12 protein-coding genes, 2 tRNA genes and 1 pseudogene are annotated in these 14,309 nt (G+C 61.8%); 9 read left to right on the top strand and 6 right to left on the bottom strand.

Features of this window, described 5'->3' with window-relative positions; all coding sequences use genetic code 11:
- Positions 1–131: 131 nt before the first annotated feature.
- On the bottom strand, positions 132–1,322 hold the full coding sequence (locus AB1N67_RS18625) for an MFS transporter (protein ID WP_102082285.1): 1,191 nt from the start codon (positions 1,320–1,322) through the stop codon (positions 132–134).
- Between the two features lie 206 nt (positions 1,323–1,528).
- On the opposite strand from AB1N67_RS18625, the gene AB1N67_RS18620 reads away from it, so the two are divergent.
- On the top strand, positions 1,529–3,403 hold the full coding sequence (locus tag AB1N67_RS18620) for an MFS transporter (RefSeq protein WP_090343623.1): 1,875 nt from the start codon (positions 1,529–1,531) through the stop codon (positions 3,401–3,403).
- 17 nt (positions 3,404–3,420) lie between these two features.
- Here AB1N67_RS18620 and sugE read toward each other — a convergent pair whose 3' ends face one another.
- Complete coding sequence (sugE, locus tag AB1N67_RS18615; RefSeq protein WP_043215559.1) at positions 3,421–3,738, bottom strand: quaternary ammonium compound efflux SMR transporter SugE; 318 nt, start codon at positions 3,736–3,738, stop codon at positions 3,421–3,423.
- Between the two features lie 230 nt (positions 3,739–3,968).
- Entirely contained in the window at positions 3,969–4,889 is a 921-nt protein-coding gene (gene rdgC, locus AB1N67_RS18610) for a recombination-associated protein RdgC (RefSeq protein ID WP_043215562.1), read from the bottom strand.
- Positions 4,890–5,095: 206 nt separating this feature from the next.
- On the opposite strand from rdgC, the gene AB1N67_RS18605 reads away from it, so the two are divergent.
- Together AB1N67_RS18605 and AB1N67_RS18600 are read left to right on the top strand one after the other, a co-directional pair.
- Positions 5,096–5,171: transfer RNA gene (locus tag AB1N67_RS18605), tRNA-Val, on the top strand.
- A gap of 16 nt (positions 5,172–5,187) precedes the next feature.
- Positions 5,188–5,264, top strand: a tRNA-Asp gene (locus tag AB1N67_RS18600).
- Positions 5,265–5,414: 150 nt separating this feature from the next.
- Here the strand turns inward: AB1N67_RS18600 and map are convergent.
- On the bottom strand, positions 5,415–6,206 hold the full coding sequence (gene map, locus AB1N67_RS18595; protein ID WP_043206668.1) for a type I methionyl aminopeptidase: 792 nt from the start codon (positions 6,204–6,206) through the stop codon (positions 5,415–5,417).
- 129 nt (positions 6,207–6,335) lie between these two features.
- On the opposite strand from map, the gene pcaQ reads away from it, so the two are divergent.
- From pcaQ to AB1N67_RS18570, 5 genes are all read left to right on the top strand, one after another.
- Positions 6,336–7,268, top strand: coding sequence for a pca operon transcription factor PcaQ (gene pcaQ, locus AB1N67_RS18590; protein ID WP_090344020.1), 933 nt, complete (start codon positions 6,336–6,338; stop codon positions 7,266–7,268).
- Between the two features lie 205 nt (positions 7,269–7,473).
- Positions 7,474–8,220 carry an FKBP-type peptidyl-prolyl cis-trans isomerase gene (locus tag AB1N67_RS18585; protein WP_043206667.1) on the top strand — a complete coding sequence of 249 codons (747 nt, stop codon included), beginning with the start codon at positions 7,474–7,476 and terminating at the stop codon, positions 8,218–8,220.
- A gap of 265 nt (positions 8,221–8,485) precedes the next feature.
- Positions 8,486–8,926 carry a YkvA family protein gene (locus AB1N67_RS18580; RefSeq protein ID WP_043206666.1) on the top strand — a complete coding sequence of 147 codons (441 nt, stop codon included), beginning with the start codon at positions 8,486–8,488 and terminating at the stop codon, positions 8,924–8,926.
- 150 nt (positions 8,927–9,076) lie between these two features.
- On the top strand, positions 9,077–9,412 hold the full coding sequence (locus AB1N67_RS18575) for a helix-turn-helix transcriptional regulator (RefSeq protein WP_043206665.1): 336 nt from the start codon (positions 9,077–9,079) through the stop codon (positions 9,410–9,412).
- Positions 9,409–9,777 carry a hypothetical protein gene (locus AB1N67_RS18570; RefSeq protein WP_043206664.1) on the top strand — a complete coding sequence of 123 codons (369 nt, stop codon included), beginning with the start codon at positions 9,409–9,411 and terminating at the stop codon, positions 9,775–9,777. The genes AB1N67_RS18575 and AB1N67_RS18570 overlap by 4 nt, the downstream gene beginning before the upstream one ends.
- A gap of 28 nt (positions 9,778–9,805) precedes the next feature.
- Here the strand turns inward: AB1N67_RS18570 and AB1N67_RS18565 are convergent.
- Together AB1N67_RS18565 and AB1N67_RS18560 are read right to left on the bottom strand one after the other, a co-directional pair.
- Positions 9,806–10,960: pseudogene (locus AB1N67_RS18565) on the bottom strand (EAL domain-containing protein); the annotation flags it as partial.
- Between the two features lie 111 nt (positions 10,961–11,071).
- Positions 11,072–13,153: a carboxy terminal-processing peptidase gene (locus AB1N67_RS18560; RefSeq protein WP_167358065.1), complete on the bottom strand. Its 2,082-nt coding sequence runs from the start codon at positions 13,151–13,153 to the stop codon at positions 11,072–11,074.
- A gap of 142 nt (positions 13,154–13,295) precedes the next feature.
- Between AB1N67_RS18560 and AB1N67_RS18555 the strand changes: the two genes are divergently transcribed.
- Positions 13,296–14,258, top strand: coding sequence for an NAD(P)H-quinone oxidoreductase (locus AB1N67_RS18555; RefSeq protein WP_043206662.1), 963 nt, complete (start codon positions 13,296–13,298; stop codon positions 14,256–14,258).
- Positions 14,259–14,309 lie beyond the last annotated feature (51 nt).

Raw genomic sequence — 14,309 nt, 5'->3', positions numbered from 1 at the left:
TCAATCAGTCTGGCACGCAGTCTGGGGTTCGTCAGCGCAGACGATGGTCGCAGTGGCAGGACGCCGCAGGCCTGGGCTTTGTCACGACCCTGTCGGCGCCGGCTTGGCGCAGCAGGGGGCGTATTAAGGCGTCATGGCCGCTCCATCGCACCCCTTGTCCCCAGGTAATAGAACCCTGCCGCCAGTATCACCGACAACACCAGCAGGTAGAAGATCGCCACCGGCACCATCAGCCCCAGGGCGAATCCGACGAGCACAGGTCCCAGGGCCGCGCCGAGGTTGGAGAGGTTCTGCGCGCCATAATAGACCCCGCGCAGGTGCTCCGGCGCGATCAGGTCGATGAACATGTATTCGGCCGGAATCACGATGATCTCGCCCAAGGTGAACACCAGCATCGCCAGGCACCAGGCCATGACCGAGCCTGCCAGGGAAAAGCCCAGCAGACCGAGAACGAACAGTGTCATGCCGGCCATCAGCCAAGGCATCAGGCGCTGGCGGTCGATGCGGCGGCCCACCAGGTACTGCAGTGCGATCACCGTGGTGGCGTTGGTGGTCACAAGGTACCCCACCAACCTCGCTGCCTCGCTGGCGCTGGCGGTGACCACCAGGTATTGGGAGAGGTAGGCGGTGAACTGCCCGAACACCACGGCACTGAGCACGCCGCCTAGGGTGAAACACACCAGCCGACGGTCCCGCGCCAGTTGCAGACCGACCTGGGCAAAGCCGGCGCCGGGCTGGCGTGGCTCGCTTATCTTCAGTTGTCGCTCGCCCAGGCGCTGGTACAAAAGGGCCATGCCCAAGCCGATCGCTGCGGACATTACAAAAGGCAGGTGATCATTCAGCTCGAGCAGGGCCACCCCGAGCAGAGGGCCTGCTGCATAGGCGATGTTGCTCAAGGTGTACTTTATGGCGAATACCTCGGCCCGCTCGGACACTGGCAGTAATGTGCAAAAGCCTGCCTTGGCGGCGATGTCGACCACCGCCAGGGCCAGGTTGATCAGCACCAGGCACAGGAAGAACAATGCTGCCCAGCGGCTGGCGATGGCGCCGACGAAGGCCAGGGCGAACGTCAGCATGGCGCCGATCAGCAGGGCATAGTTGCTCAGGGTGTCGACCAGATGTCCGCCATACAGGCTCAGCAATGACGCCAGGATCAGCGCGCCGCCGATCAGCAGCCCGATGTGGCTGACCGGCAACTGGAAGTTGTCCGCCAGGTAAACCACCAGGTAAGGCAGGGTGATCGCCCGGGCCAAGGTCAGTGCGAACGTGATCGCAAGCAGCAGGCGCACAGGGGGGGGGTAGCGATGGAGGGCGGCGAGCATCGGACATCCTTGTTGTCGAGTAGTGCCAGTGGCCAAGCATAAGGACAGGCACACGGTTTGTCGTGTGTCCGGTGGAGGAGGGCGTGGCGGTCGCAAATAGCCGCACGCATTCTTCCGGTTGCCAGCGAGCCCCATTCCCATGCAGATTTGTGGCTTCTCGCGCTGTGCGTGCCTCCAATGAAAAAGCCCAATCAGGTACACGGACGATGAGTCACCCCTCGCAATTCACCCTGCTCGGCAAGCGGCGTTTTCTGCCGTTCTTCATTACCCAGTCGTTGGGTGCCTTCAACGACAATCTGTTCAAACAGTCGCTGATCCTGGCGATCTTGTACAAGCTCAGCCTGGAGGGCGATCGCTCGATTTGGGTCAATCTCTGCGCGCTGCTGTTCATCCTGCCGTTCTTTCTGTTCTCGGCACTGGCCGGGCAGTTCGGCGAGAAGTTCGCCAAGGATGCGTTGATCCGCGCGATCAAGTTGGCAGAGATCGTCATCATGGCCATTGGCGCGACCGGATTTGTCACCGGACACCTGCACCTGATGTTGCTGGCGTTGTTCGCGATGGGCACCCATTCGGCGCTGTTCGGCCCGGTGAAGTACTCGATCCTGCCCCAGGCTTTGCGTGAAGAGGAACTGGTCGGCGGAAATGGCCTGGTGGAAATGGGCACCTTCCTGGCGATCCTGGCCGGAACCATCGGGGCTGGGGTGATGATGTCCTCTGGCAGTTATGCTGCGGTGGTCGCAGGGGGAGTGGTCGGCACCGCGGTGCTCGGCTACCTGGCCAGCCGCTGGATCCCTCGGGCGGCCGCCGCTGCCCCGCAGATGAAGCTGGACTGGAACATCTTCAAGCAATCCTGGGCCACCTTGCGCCTGGGGCTGGGGCAAACGCCAGCGGTGTCGCGCTCGATCGTCGGCAACTCCTGGTTCTGGTTCGTCGGTGCCATTTACCTGACCCAGATCCCGGCCTATGCGAAGGACTGGTTGCACGGCGATGAGACCGTGGTGACGCTGGTGCTGACGTTGTTCTCGGTGGGTATCGCCTTGGGGTCGCTGCTCTGTGAGCGTTTGAGCGGGCGCAAGGTGGAGATCGGCCTGGTGCCGTTCGGCTCCTTCGGCCTGACCCTGTTCGGCCTGCTGTGGTGGTGGCACTCGGGCGATGTGCCGGCAGGGGAGGTGCCCCATGACTGGCTGGCGCTGCTTGGCATGGGCCAGGCTTGGTGGATCCTGCTTTCGATCGTGGGCCTGGGGGTGTTCGGTGGCTTCTATATCGTGCCGCTGTACGCCTTGATCCAGGCGCGTACGCCCGAAGACCAGCGGGCCCGGGTGATCGCTGCCAACAACATCCTAAATGCGCTGTTCATGGTGGTCTCGGCGATCATCACCATCGTGCTGTTGAGCGTGGCAAAACTGAGTATCCCTCAGCTGTTTCTGGTGGTGTCGTTGCTCAACGTCGCGGTCAACGCCTATATCTTCCGCATCGTGCCCGAATTCACCATGCGTTTCCTGATCTGGCTGCTCAGCCACTCCATGTACCGCGTCGAACATCGGGACCTGCAGTGCATCCCCGATGAGGGCCCGGCGTTGCTGGTGTGCAACCATGTGTCTTTCGTCGATGCACTGCTCATCGGCGGCGCCATTCGCAGGCCGATACGCTTTGTCATGTACTACAAGATCTATAACCTCCCGGTGCTCAATTTCGTGTTCCGCACCGCCGGGGCCATCCCCATCGCCGGACGCAGCGAAGACGAGGCCACCTATGAGCGCGCCTTTGCGCGAATTGCCGAGTACCTGGCCGATGGCGAACTGGTCTGCATCTTCCCTGAAGGAAAGCTGAGCGCCGATGGCGAGATAGATGTATTCAAGGGAGGGGTGAGCCGCATCCTGCAGGAAACACCCGTGCCGGTGATTCCGCTGGCCTTGCAAGGGCTCTGGGGCAGCTTCTTCAGCCGCGATCCGAACAAGGGCTTTTTCAAGCGTCTTTGGTCGAGGGTGACGTTGGTGGCTGGCGCCGCCATCCCGGTGGAGGCGGCGCAGCCCAATGCACTACGCGAGAAGGTCAGTGCCCTGCGTGGCGATGTGCGTTGAGTGATGAGGGCGCAAGGTCAGCTAGTGCTGACCTTCAGGCCGATCAGGCCAGCGATGATCAGTGCAACACTGATTAGGCGCATGATCGCCATGGATTCGCCGAACAGGATGATGCCAGCGATGACGGTGCCGACGGCGCCGACGCCGGTCCATACGGCATACGCCGTGCCCAGCGGCAGCTCCTTCATGGCCAGACCCAGCAGGCCCAAGCTCACGGCCATGGCGGCAACAGTCAGTGCGGTGGGGAGTGGACGGGTGAAACCGTCGGTGTACTTCAGGCCTACGGCCCAGCCGACTTCGAACAGGCCAGCGAAGAACAGGATGATCCAGGACATGGTGGGTCTCCATCGTTGTTAAGGATGGGGCCGTCCCCCTGAATGATCACGCAGAGCGTCGTGAGGTCGTCCTCACAGTGCGCACTATACTGCCCATTTCCAGAAAACAGGGCAAGTCCGACGGACTCACGGTGTCGCAGCTTCAAGCTCCAAGCCTTAAGTGAAGCAGCACGGTGCTGGCCGCACCGCGCTGTCGCTTTTGACTTTCTTCTTGCAGCTTGTGACCGCTCTTAGACCCCCTGCGGGATCTCCTCGCCACCCAGGGCTTCGAACAGCGCCGGCAGGAACTCGGTGAAGGTCATCATCATCAGGGTGAAGCTGGCATCGAACTGTTGCTGAGCTTCTTCCCCTCCATCCTGCTCGGCTTGCTCTTGCAGCAACTCCTCGAATTTCAGGCGCTTGATCACGGTCTTGTCGTCGAGCACGAACGACAGCTTGTCCTGCCAGGCCAAGGCCAACTGGGTGACTACCTTGCCGGTGCCCAGATGGAGCTGGATCTCTTCGCTGGCCAGATCCTGACGCTTGCAACGAACGATGCCGCCGTCCTCGTGGGTATCGCGCAGCTCGCACTCGTCCAGGACGAAGAAGTCTGGTGCAGGTGCTTGAGACTTGACCCAGTCGGTCATGGTCGCGCTCGGGGCGATCTTCACGGTGACCGGACGCACCGGCAGCGAACCCATGACTTCACGCAGGGTCGACAGCAGGTCTTCAGCGCGCTTGGCGCTGGCCGAATTGACCAGGATCAGGCCTAGGCGCGGGGCGATGGCGGCGAAGATCATCGAACGGCGGATGAAGGCACGGGGCAGGAACGATTGGATGATGTCGTCCTTGATCTGGTCGCGCTCCTTCTTGTAGACCTTGCGCATCTGTTCGGTCTCGATCTCCTCGATCTTTTCCTTGACCGCATCGTTGACCACGCTGCTTGGCAGGATGCGCTCTTCCTTGCGCGCGGCGATCAGCAGGAAGTCACCGCTGACGTGCACCAGAGGAGCATCCTCGCCCTTGCCGAATGGGGCGACGAAACCGTAGGTGGTCAGCTCCTGGCTGGCACAAGGGCGGGCCGGCTTGCTGGCCAAGGCGGCCTCCAGCGCCTCGGGTTCGAACGGGATGTCCTGGGTCAGGCGGTAGGTCAGCAGGTTCTTGAACCACATGAGGGGGAATCTCTCCTTAATGCATAAGGCGGGCATTATTCTCCGAGGGGCGGTCACAGGCCAACCCTGTCAGAGGGCCACCAGACACTTATTCATAAGGAAAAGCCTGGTTGTGCTAGGTCTTTGAAAGATCTGAAAAATTTTTTTAAAAAAGTGCTTGCCAGGGTGGCAGGTCCTCCGTAGAATGCGCGCCACACCGAGACGTTGGGTGATTAGCTCAGCCGGGAGAGCATCTGCCTTACAAGCAGAGGGTCGGCGGTTCGATCCCGTCATCACCCACCACTTCTCGATGTTTAGCGCAGCGGTAGTTCAGTCGGTTAGAATACCGGCCTGTCACGCCGGGGGTCGCGGGTTCGAGTCCCGTCCGCTGCGCCATATTCCAGCTTCCAGGGCCCACTGAACACCCGGAAGCCACAAAAAAAGCGACCTTAGGGTCGCTTTTTTTGTTTCTGCTCTTCTCATCCAGGCTTCGCGAGCGTTGGCGCTCGGCATCGTGATTGGGGCGCCCCTTACGCCCCTTCCCGGTCAAGCCATCGCGGTTGCCCAGGCCTTTTCTTCCTCGCGCAGCGTCAGCACTTCCACGCCAGTCTCTGTCACGGCCACGGTATGTTCCCACTGGGCCGACAGCGAATGATCGCGGGTAATCACGGTCCAGCCATCGCGCAATGTACGCGTACCACGCCCACCCTGGTTGATCATCGGTTCGATGGTAAAGACCATGCCAGGCTTGAGTTTCATGCCCATGCCCGGCTGGCCGAAGTGCAGCACTTCAGGGCCTTCGTGCATTTGCTGGCCGATACCATGGCCGCAGTACTCCCGGACCACGCTGTAGCCTGCCGCCTCGGCATGAACCTGGATGGCATGGCCAATATCGCCGAGGGTTGCGCCGGGGCGTACCTGGGCGATACCTTTCCAGAGCGCCGCATAGGTGGTATCCACCAGGCGCCGGGCGTCATCGCTGACCTGGCCGAGACAGTACATTTTCGATGAGTCGGCAATATAGCCGCCCTGTTCCAGGGTGATGTCGACGTTGATGATCGACCCCACCCTAAGCACCTCATCGGCCTTTGGCATGCCATGGCACACCACATGGTCCACGGAGGTGTTCAGCGCATAGGGAAAGCCGTACTGCCCCTTGCTCGCCGGCCGCGCTTTGAGCGTCTGGACGATGAAGGCCTCGGCGCGGTCGTTGATCTGCAGGGTGGTCACGCCAGGGCGAATGAAGCTGTCCAGGTCAGCGAACACCTGGGCCAGCAGTTGACCTGCCCGGCGCATGAGGTCGAGTTGGGCCGGGGTCTTGAAGATCACTTGGGACATGGGCAGGGCTAGGATCACAATGGCAAAGAGTCGCCAGAATAGCCCTGCGGACGATACATGCGCCACCGCTTGCCAGGGAGGGCGAACAGGTGCTTGAAGCGCGAGGCCCGAAGCTGCAAGCTGCCGGGCATGAACCTCGATACCCGCATCAAGTACCGCCATCTGTTGTGTTTTCTGGAGATTGCCCGCCAGGGTAGCCTGGCCAGGGCTGCCGATGTATTGGCGATCAGCCAGCCGGCGATATCCAAGACGTTGCGCGAGCTCGAAGAGCTGCTCGAAACCCGCCTGTTCGAGCGCACCCGGCAAGGCGTCGAACTGACCGCAGCTGGCACCTTGTTCATGCGTTACGCCGGGCCCAGCGTCCACGCTCTACGCGAAGGCGTGGGAAGTGTGCGCGGCGAGGCGCGGGCGCCGTCGCAGGTGCGCATCGGTGTGTTATCGACGGTCGAGAGCCTGCTCATGCCGGAGGTGCTTTGCCGGCTACACCAGCGGCATTCGGCATTGGTGATCGAAGTGGTGACTGGTGCCAGTGCTCAGCTGCTTGGGCAGTTGCGTCTGGGTGAGCTGGAGCTGGTCGTAGGGCGTATGACCGACAGCCCCCAGATTCAGGGGTTGTCCTTCGAACATTTATACAGCGAGTCGATGAGTTTGGTGGTACGGCCCGGCCATCCTTTGCTGGCGCGCCACCCCGTCGAACGCGCGCGGGTTGGCGACTACCCGCTGGTCCTGCCGCCCCAGGGCACGACCATCCGCCAGCACGCCGACAGCTTGTTCGTGCAGTGCGCGATCCAGATGCCAGCCCAGCGCCTGGAGACCTTGTCCTTGGCCTTGAGCCGTCGTTACCTGCTCGGCAGCGATGCGGTCTGGGTGGCGCCGCGTGACGCGGTCTTGATCGACCTGGGGCGTGGCGAGCTGGTCGAGCTCGATCTCGGTGTACGCGAGCCTGGTGGTTCGGTGGGTATCTGTCGTAATGCCGCGTTGCCCCAGGGTGTGCCTGGACAATGGGTATGCGAGGTGATGCGTGAAGTCGCAGGGCAGTACCGGGATGGCCTGTATCCGTGAGCGTGCAGGCCTTTGGCCATGCCGGAGGTGCACGGGCAGCTCGAATCTGACGTACGTAGGGACAATGACACCTTCAATTGATCGGAAATATCCGTGAACTTATCGGACATTCCCTGCTCTCATGCCGGTAGCCATTGGTCACGGCCGCCTGCTAAGCTCGCGGCTTTACCTGATTGCCCTTATGGCGCATGAACAAGGAACTAGCATGAAACAGCATCGTTTGGCGGCTGCGGTTGCCCTGGTTGGCCTGGTCCTGGCGGGCTGCGACGCTCAGACCAGCAGCGTCGAGCTGAAGACTCCGGCACAGAAAGCCTCCTACGGTATCGGCCTGAACATGGGCAAGAGTCTGGCTCAGGAAGGCATGGAAGACCTTGATTCCAAAGCAGTAGCTCTCGGTATCGAGGATGCGGTTGCCAAGAAAGAGCAACGCATCAAGGACGAAGAGTTGGTCGAGGCGTTCACCGCGCTGCAGAAGCGCGCCGAAGAACGCCTGGCCAAGGCCAGCGAGGAAGCGGCTAGCGCCGGCAAGAAATTCCTCGAAGAAAACGCCAAGAAGCCAGGCGTGGTCACCACTGCGTCGGGCCTGCAGTATGAAGTGGTCAAGAAAGCCGACGGCCCGCAGCCCAAGCCTACCGACGTGGTGACTGTCCACTATGAAGGCAAGCTGATCGATGGCAAGGTCTTCGACAGCTCCGTCGAGCGCGGCAGCCCGATCGACCTGCCTGTCAGCGGTGTGATCCCAGGCTGGGTAGAAGGCCTGCAACTGATGCACGTCGGCGAGAAGTACAAGTTGTACATCCCGGCTGACTTGGCTTACGGCGCCCAGAGCCCGAGCCCGTTGATCCCGGCCAACTCGGTCCTGGTGTTCGACCTGGAACTGATCGGTATCAAGGATCCGTCCAAGGCAGAAGGCGAGGCCGAGGCTCCGGAAGCTGAAGCACCTGCCAAGTAATCGCGCTGTTCACAACGCCCCGTCTCGACGGGGCGTTGTCGTTTCTGGGGTTTGACGAAGGCGAACCTCGGCGCGGCTGTACGGTCGTAGCAGGAGTAGGGCAGCCCCGTAGCAAAACGTTTGCGGTTATGAAACGACTGTGTAAAAAACGCCCGATCTGAGCGAGACCCTTGCCCAGTGGGCGCCTCGCGTCGGAAACTGCACCCTGTTCACAAGGTTATCCACAATAAATGTGGATAACCTTCCCTGCCGATATGGAGGCCTCATGAGCGCACCCTGGAATTTTGCCCGCTTCCTGCCCTTGGCGGAGCGTCTGCTCAGCCGTGGCCGTCTGCCAGCCCTGTTGTTCGCCGTCGCGCGCAAGGGGCCGAAGCTGGGCCAATTGCGTGAGGATGTGCGTCTGCTGCAGGCCCTGTGCCTGGCGTGGTGGCGTGGTGAGTACCGGGCCATCAGCCCCAAGGCGCTGGTCACGGTGGTGGCTGGCCTGCTGTATTTCGTAAGCCCGCTGGACGCCATTCCCGATTGGCTGGTGGGCGTTGGTTTTCTCGATGACATCGCCGTGCTCGGCTGGGTGCTCAAGACCGTGGCCGATGAGTTGAACCGCTTCAAGGCCTGGCGCGACAGCCAGGCGCCCGAGCGGCTGAGGGTGGTGGAACGGCTGCCGGATTCCCCTGAAAGCCTGCGCCTGGAGCGTCGCGCCCCCTGAGGATGGCACCGGATTCCTTGCCTGAACCTATTTCGTCATGCAAAACGCTGATCTGCCCGACCTGCACAGACGCCCGCGCTTGGACATATAATTGGCATAAGGATTATGCCTACGGATTACATGCTGTAATCCTACGTAAAGGGGGTTGTAATGGGTATTCAGGTCATCAGCCGGGACGGTCAACCCGAGTACGCCGTAGTTCCCTGGGAGCAATATCAGGCGTTGCTCAAGGCGGCCGGGCAGGCGCCTGCCAGCGTTGAACCAAAAGCCACTGTGGCTGCCCAGGCGCCGAGCCTGGCATCGTTGAGCGATTTGACGCGATTGCGTGAGGCCAAGGGGCTGGCGCCGGAACAACTGGCACGCAATGTCGGTATCAGCCCGGCCTATCTGGGCATGATCGAGTCCGGCGAGCGCCAACCAGACGCTGCGATCCTGCGCAGCCTGGCCTGGCATCTGGGTATCGCGGGCTGGAGCGAGCCATCATGAGCCAGGTCAGGATCAGCCGACAGCATTGGGAGAGCCTGCTGGGCGAACTGGATGTGGCCCGGCGTCAACGTCACCTGCTCACGTACCGTGCCTTGATCGAACGCCTGCAGCTTCCCAGCCCGGCCATGCAGACCTTGACCGCTGCTCTGGAGTACCTCGCTGTCCTCGATGCCCGTGCCGATCAGCCATTGCGCAGCTCGTTGGTGATCAGCCAAGGTGCTAGCCGCCTACCGCGTACCGGCTTTTTCGAGTGTGTCGAGCGCCTGGGGCGTTTCTCCGGGCCAGTCGATGGTCTGGAAGCGGCGTCTTGGCATGCCTCCGAAGTGGTACGGGTGTTCGAGTACAGCTATCCGGAACACGCCTGACGCAGCAGCACGTTCAGGCTGCGGTCTGTTCGGTGATCAACCTCAGCAGGTCCAGTACGCGTCCTATGCCCTGATAACGGCCGTTGTGGGTGATGACGAAGTCCTCATCGAGGCGTTGGCGAACCCGGCTGGTGATCAGGCGGCTGGCCTGGCGTAGTGAGTGCAGACGCTCCATGGCCAGAAACTCTACGCTCATCAGTTGCGTAACCGCCTTGCCCGGAGTGATCAACAAGTCCTGGCGATGGATAAGGCCGCAGGGTCTGCCATGATCATCCAGCACAGCCAGGGAATTGACCCCGGCGCAGGCCTTGAAGGCATCGAGCACCTCTTCAATCTCGCTATCAACCCTCACTGCCCGCTGCTCGATCAGCAACGCGCGCAAATCGTCAGGCCTGGCCCTGGCGGCAGGCGCCTCGCTGTCCTTCTGCAACAGCGGCTGGAAGTCTTCGCGTAGCGGATACTCCTGTGGGCGGCCGAGCAGATAGCCCTGAACCAGATCCACGCCCATTTCCCCAAGTACCGTCAGTTCTTCGGCCAGCTCGATGCCTTCGGCGATCACTTGGGCCTTTGAGGCGCGGGCGATCTGCAGGATGGAACCAACGAATTCGCGCTTGAGCGAGTCCAGGTGGATACCGTCGATGAAATGCCGATCGATCTTCACGTAGTCCGGGCGCAGCTCCGACCACAGCCGCAGGCTCGAATAGCCTGCGCCCAAATCGTCCAAGGCGATGGAGAAGCCCATGTCGCGGTAGTGGTGCAAAGCGTTGGACAACAACTGGAAATCGTCGGTCGGGGTGTGTTCGGTCAGCTCGATGACCACTCGGCTCGGCGGCAACCCGACTTGCTCCAATAGCTTGAGGGTGCGACCGGAGGGGTAGTTGGGTTCGAGCAGCGACTCGGGTGAGACGTTGAGAAACAGCTTGCCCTCCAGTGCCTGGTCGCAGAACCGCCGGCAGGCACTGTCGCGGCAGGCTTCTTCCAGTTCAGTGAGGCGACCGGCCTGATGGGCGATGGCGAACAGGTTCAGGGGCGCGTGCAACGGGCTGTTGGAGGGGCCGCGACTGAGTGCCTCGTAACCAAGGACGCGGCGTTCGGAAAGACAGATGATCGGCTGGAACAGGCTGTGGATGCTGCGTTGAGCCAGGATGGCGCTCAATGCGCTGAGCTGTTCGGTGACGGTCATGGACTGCTTCCTGAAAGAAAAAGGGCCGGGCGCTTGCGCGTCCGGCCCTTCTATTTCACGACAACCGAATGACTATTTGATGACAGGTCGCATTATTCTGCCATCACGCTCTCAGTGCTTGGCCACCTGCGAATTGAGGCTCAGGTAGTCGAGCAGGATGCGCCCTGTCTCGGACAGGTAGGCATCGTCTTCCGGCTTGGTGTCCTCGTCCTCGGTGGGCAAGGCGTCCTCGTCTTCCTTCTTGAGCTCTTTGAGTGGCTCTTCGCCCTTGGCTTTGCGACGGATGTTCTCCAGTGCCAGTTGCTTGGCTTCGATCTCGTCGTGGCGGGCGCGGCGCTCCTGCTCGTTGAGGCTGACGGTCTTTTCGTTCATCAGCTTCTGGGTCAGGGCCAGGCGATCGCGGATATAGGCGAACTCTGGATCCTTGGCGCTACGCGCATCGTGACGTGCCTTGAGCTCGGCCAGGAACGGCTTGAACGGGTCCACGGCCGGGCGCACGACAGGGCGGATGGTATCCCACGGCATGGCTTCGGGCAGGGCGCTTTCGCCGATTTCCTTGGTGTCGATGATCGACGGGTAGTCGATGTCCGGCAGCACTCCTTGGTGTTGAGTGCTCTGCCCGGAAACCCGGTAGAACTTGGCCAAAGTCAGTTTCAGCTCGCCATGATTGAGCGGCTGGATGGTCTGTACGGTGCCTTTGCCGAAGGTCTGGCCGCCGATGATCAAGGCGCGATGGTAGTCCTGCATGGCACCGGCGAAGATTTCCGAGGCCGACGCCGAGAGACGGTTGACCAGCAGGGCCAGCGGGCCTTTGTAGAAGGCGCCGGGATTTTCGTCCTCGAGCACGTCGACACGGCCGTCGCTGTTGCGCACCAGCACCGTCGGGCCTTTCTCGATGAACAGGCTGGTCAGCTCGGTGGCTTCCTGCAGGGAGCCGCCACCGTTGTTGCGAAGGTCGATGACCACACCGTCGACTTTTTCTTTCTGCAGCTCAGTGAGCAGCTTCTTCACGTCGCGGGTCGTGCTCTTGTAGTCCGGATCGCCTGCGCGATAGGCCTTGAAGTCCAGATAGAAGGCCGGAATCTCGATGATGCCCAGCTTGTACTCGCGCCCATCCTGCTTGAGTTTGAGCACCGACTTCTTGGCGGCCTGCTCCTCGAGCTTCACCGCCTCGCGGGTGATCGACACGATCTTGCTGGTCTGGTCGTTGGGCGCGTTGCTGGCCGGGATGATCTCCAGGCGCACCACCGAGCCTTTCGGGCCGCGGATCAGCTTGACCACTTCGTCAAGGCGCCAGCCGACCACGTCGACCATTTCCTTGTTGCCTTGGGCCACGCCGATGATCTTGTCGGCAGGTGCCACCTGCTTGGTCTTGGCTGCCGGGCCTGCTGGTACCAGGCGCACGATCTTGACCTGGTCGTTGTCGCTTTGCAGCACGGCGCCGATGCCTTCGAGCGACAGGCTCATGTTGATATCGAAGTTTTCGGCGTTATCTGGCGACAGGTAGTTGGTGTGCGGATCGTACGACTGGGCGAAGGTATTGATGTAGGCCTGGAAGATATCCTCGGCACGGGTCTGGTCCAGGCGCGAAAGTTGGTTCTTGTAGCGCTTGGTCAGGGTTTCCTGGATCTGCTTGGGATCTTTGCCTGCGATCTTCTGACGCAAGACTTCATCTTTGACGCGCTTGCGCCACAGGTCGTCGAGCTCGGCCTCGTTCTTCATCCACGGGGCATCCTTGCGGTCGACCAGCAAGGTTTCGCGGGTGGTGAAGTCCATTTTGTCGACGCCCTTGTCCAGCTCTGCGAGCGCGAAGTCCAGGCGCGATTTCACGCGGTCCAGGTAGCGCTTGTAGATGGTGAAGCCAGGCTCCAGGTTGCCGCTTTTGAGGAAGTCGTCGAACTGGGTCTTCCACTTGTCGAACTGGGCGATGTCGGCGGCGGTGAAGTAGCTGCGCGAAGGATCGAGCAGCTTGATGTAGCTGTCGTAGATGATGATCGAACGGGCGTCGTCCAGCGGCGGCTTGCTGTAGTGGTGGCGCTTGAGCAGCTCCACTACGTTGAGACTGGCGACGATCTCGTCGCGGTCAGGTTGCAGGCTGTCCCACTTGTTGGCGGCCGATGCATTGCCGCCGAGCGTGAGACTGCCGAGGCCGATCATGAGGGCGAGGGCTGTGCTGGGCAGGAAATGCTTCATGCTGATTCGACGTAAAGGCAATTGATCACGCATAGTAGGCCGTCTTTTCCGTTCGCCGGCTCCAGGAGAGCCGGACGCATACTGCAAAAAGCCCGGGACATGGCGATCCCGGGCTCAGTCATGACTCAACTATGGAGGCACTGTGAAGGCATTGCAAGGCGTTGACGGACATGTGGCCTGGGTAGAAGCCGAGCGCCCGGCCTGTGATGCGGGTCAGGTCCGGATCCGTGTGGCTGCAGCGGGACTCAACCGTGCCGACCTGCTCCAGCGCGCAGGCTTGTACCCGCCGCCCCCCGGTGCCAGCCCGTACCTTGGCCTGGAATGCGCGGGAGTGATCGCGGAGGTCGGCCCGGGCGCCGACTGGCGTGTTGGCGACCGGGTTTGCGCATTGCTCGCAGGTGGGGGCATGGCCGAAGAAGTGGTGGTCGATGCCCGCCATGTCCTGCCGGTCCCAGAAGGCCTGAGCCTGCACGAGGCGGCGGCGATCCCCGAGGTGTATGCCACGGCATGGCTGAACCTGTTCCAGCTGGCAGGCCTGCGGGCCGGTGAAAAGGTCTTGGTGCATGCCGGGGCCAGCGGAGTGGGCTCGGCGGCGATCCAGCTGTGCAAGGCGTTCGGCAACCCCGTGTGGGTCAGTGTCGGCTCGCAGGATCGTCTGGCCTACTGCCAGGCGCTGGGGGCGGCCGGTGGCGTGGTGCGCAACGAGAATCTGGAAACACTGGAAGGTTTCGGCCCGTTCGATGCGATCCTCGATCCGGTGGGGGCCAGCTACGGGCCACTCAACCTCAAGCTACTGGCCCGGGACGGGCGTTGGGTGATCATCGGCCTGATGGGCGGGCGCAAGGCCGAGCTGGACCTGGCGCAACTGCTGGCCAAACGGGTGCAAGTCACAGGCTCCACGCTGCGCAACCGTGACGATACCTTCAAGGCTGAACTGTTGCGAGACCTGGGCCAGCAGGTGTGGCCGCTGTTCAGCGAAGGTCGGCTTTCACCGCAACTGGTGGACACCTACCCGGTGGCCTTTGCCGAGGCGGCATTTGCGGAGCTGGCGAGCAACCAGGTGTCGGGCAAGCTGGTGCTGGTGATCGATCCTGCCTTGGTGTAAGCCGGGCTGGCCTGTTCGCAGGTAAGCCGCTCCCACTGGTGTTGTGGGAGC

Origin of the sequence: Pseudomonas guariconensis (assembly GCF_040822035.1) — a bacterium.
Taxonomy (GTDB): domain Bacteria; phylum Pseudomonadota; class Gammaproteobacteria; order Pseudomonadales; family Pseudomonadaceae; genus Aquipseudomonas; species Aquipseudomonas guariconensis.
This window is presented reverse-complemented; position numbering and strand designations above follow the sequence as displayed.

Coding starts and splice junctions, on each gene's coding strand:
- sugE (WP_043215559.1), bottom strand. CDS start 3,738: ATGTCCTGGATCATCCTGTTCTTCGCTGGCCTGTTCGAAGTCGGCTGG.
- map (WP_043206668.1), bottom strand. CDS start 6,206: ATGTCCCAAGTGATCTTCAAGACCCCGGCCCAACTCGACCTCATGCGC.
- AB1N67_RS18580 (WP_043206666.1), top strand. CDS start 8,486: ATGAGCGCACCCTGGAATTTTGCCCGCTTCCTGCCCTTGGCGGAGCGT.
- AB1N67_RS18560 (WP_167358065.1), bottom strand. CDS start 13,153: ATGAAGCATTTCCTGCCCAGCACAGCCCTCGCCCTCATGATCGGCCTC.
- AB1N67_RS18570 (WP_043206664.1), top strand. CDS start 9,409: ATGAGCCAGGTCAGGATCAGCCGACAGCATTGGGAGAGCCTGCTGGGC.
- AB1N67_RS18575 (WP_043206665.1), top strand. CDS start 9,077: ATGGGTATTCAGGTCATCAGCCGGGACGGTCAACCCGAGTACGCCGTA.
- AB1N67_RS18620 (WP_090343623.1), top strand. CDS start 1,529: ATGAGTCACCCCTCGCAATTCACCCTGCTCGGCAAGCGGCGTTTTCTG.
- AB1N67_RS18625 (WP_102082285.1), bottom strand. CDS start 1,322: ATGCTCGCCGCCCTCCATCGCTACCCCCCCCCTGTGCGCCTGCTGCTT.
- AB1N67_RS18585 (WP_043206667.1), top strand. CDS start 7,474: ATGAAACAGCATCGTTTGGCGGCTGCGGTTGCCCTGGTTGGCCTGGTC.
- pcaQ (WP_090344020.1), top strand. CDS start 6,336: ATGAACCTCGATACCCGCATCAAGTACCGCCATCTGTTGTGTTTTCTG.
- rdgC (WP_043215562.1), bottom strand. CDS start 4,889: ATGTGGTTCAAGAACCTGCTGACCTACCGCCTGACCCAGGACATCCCG.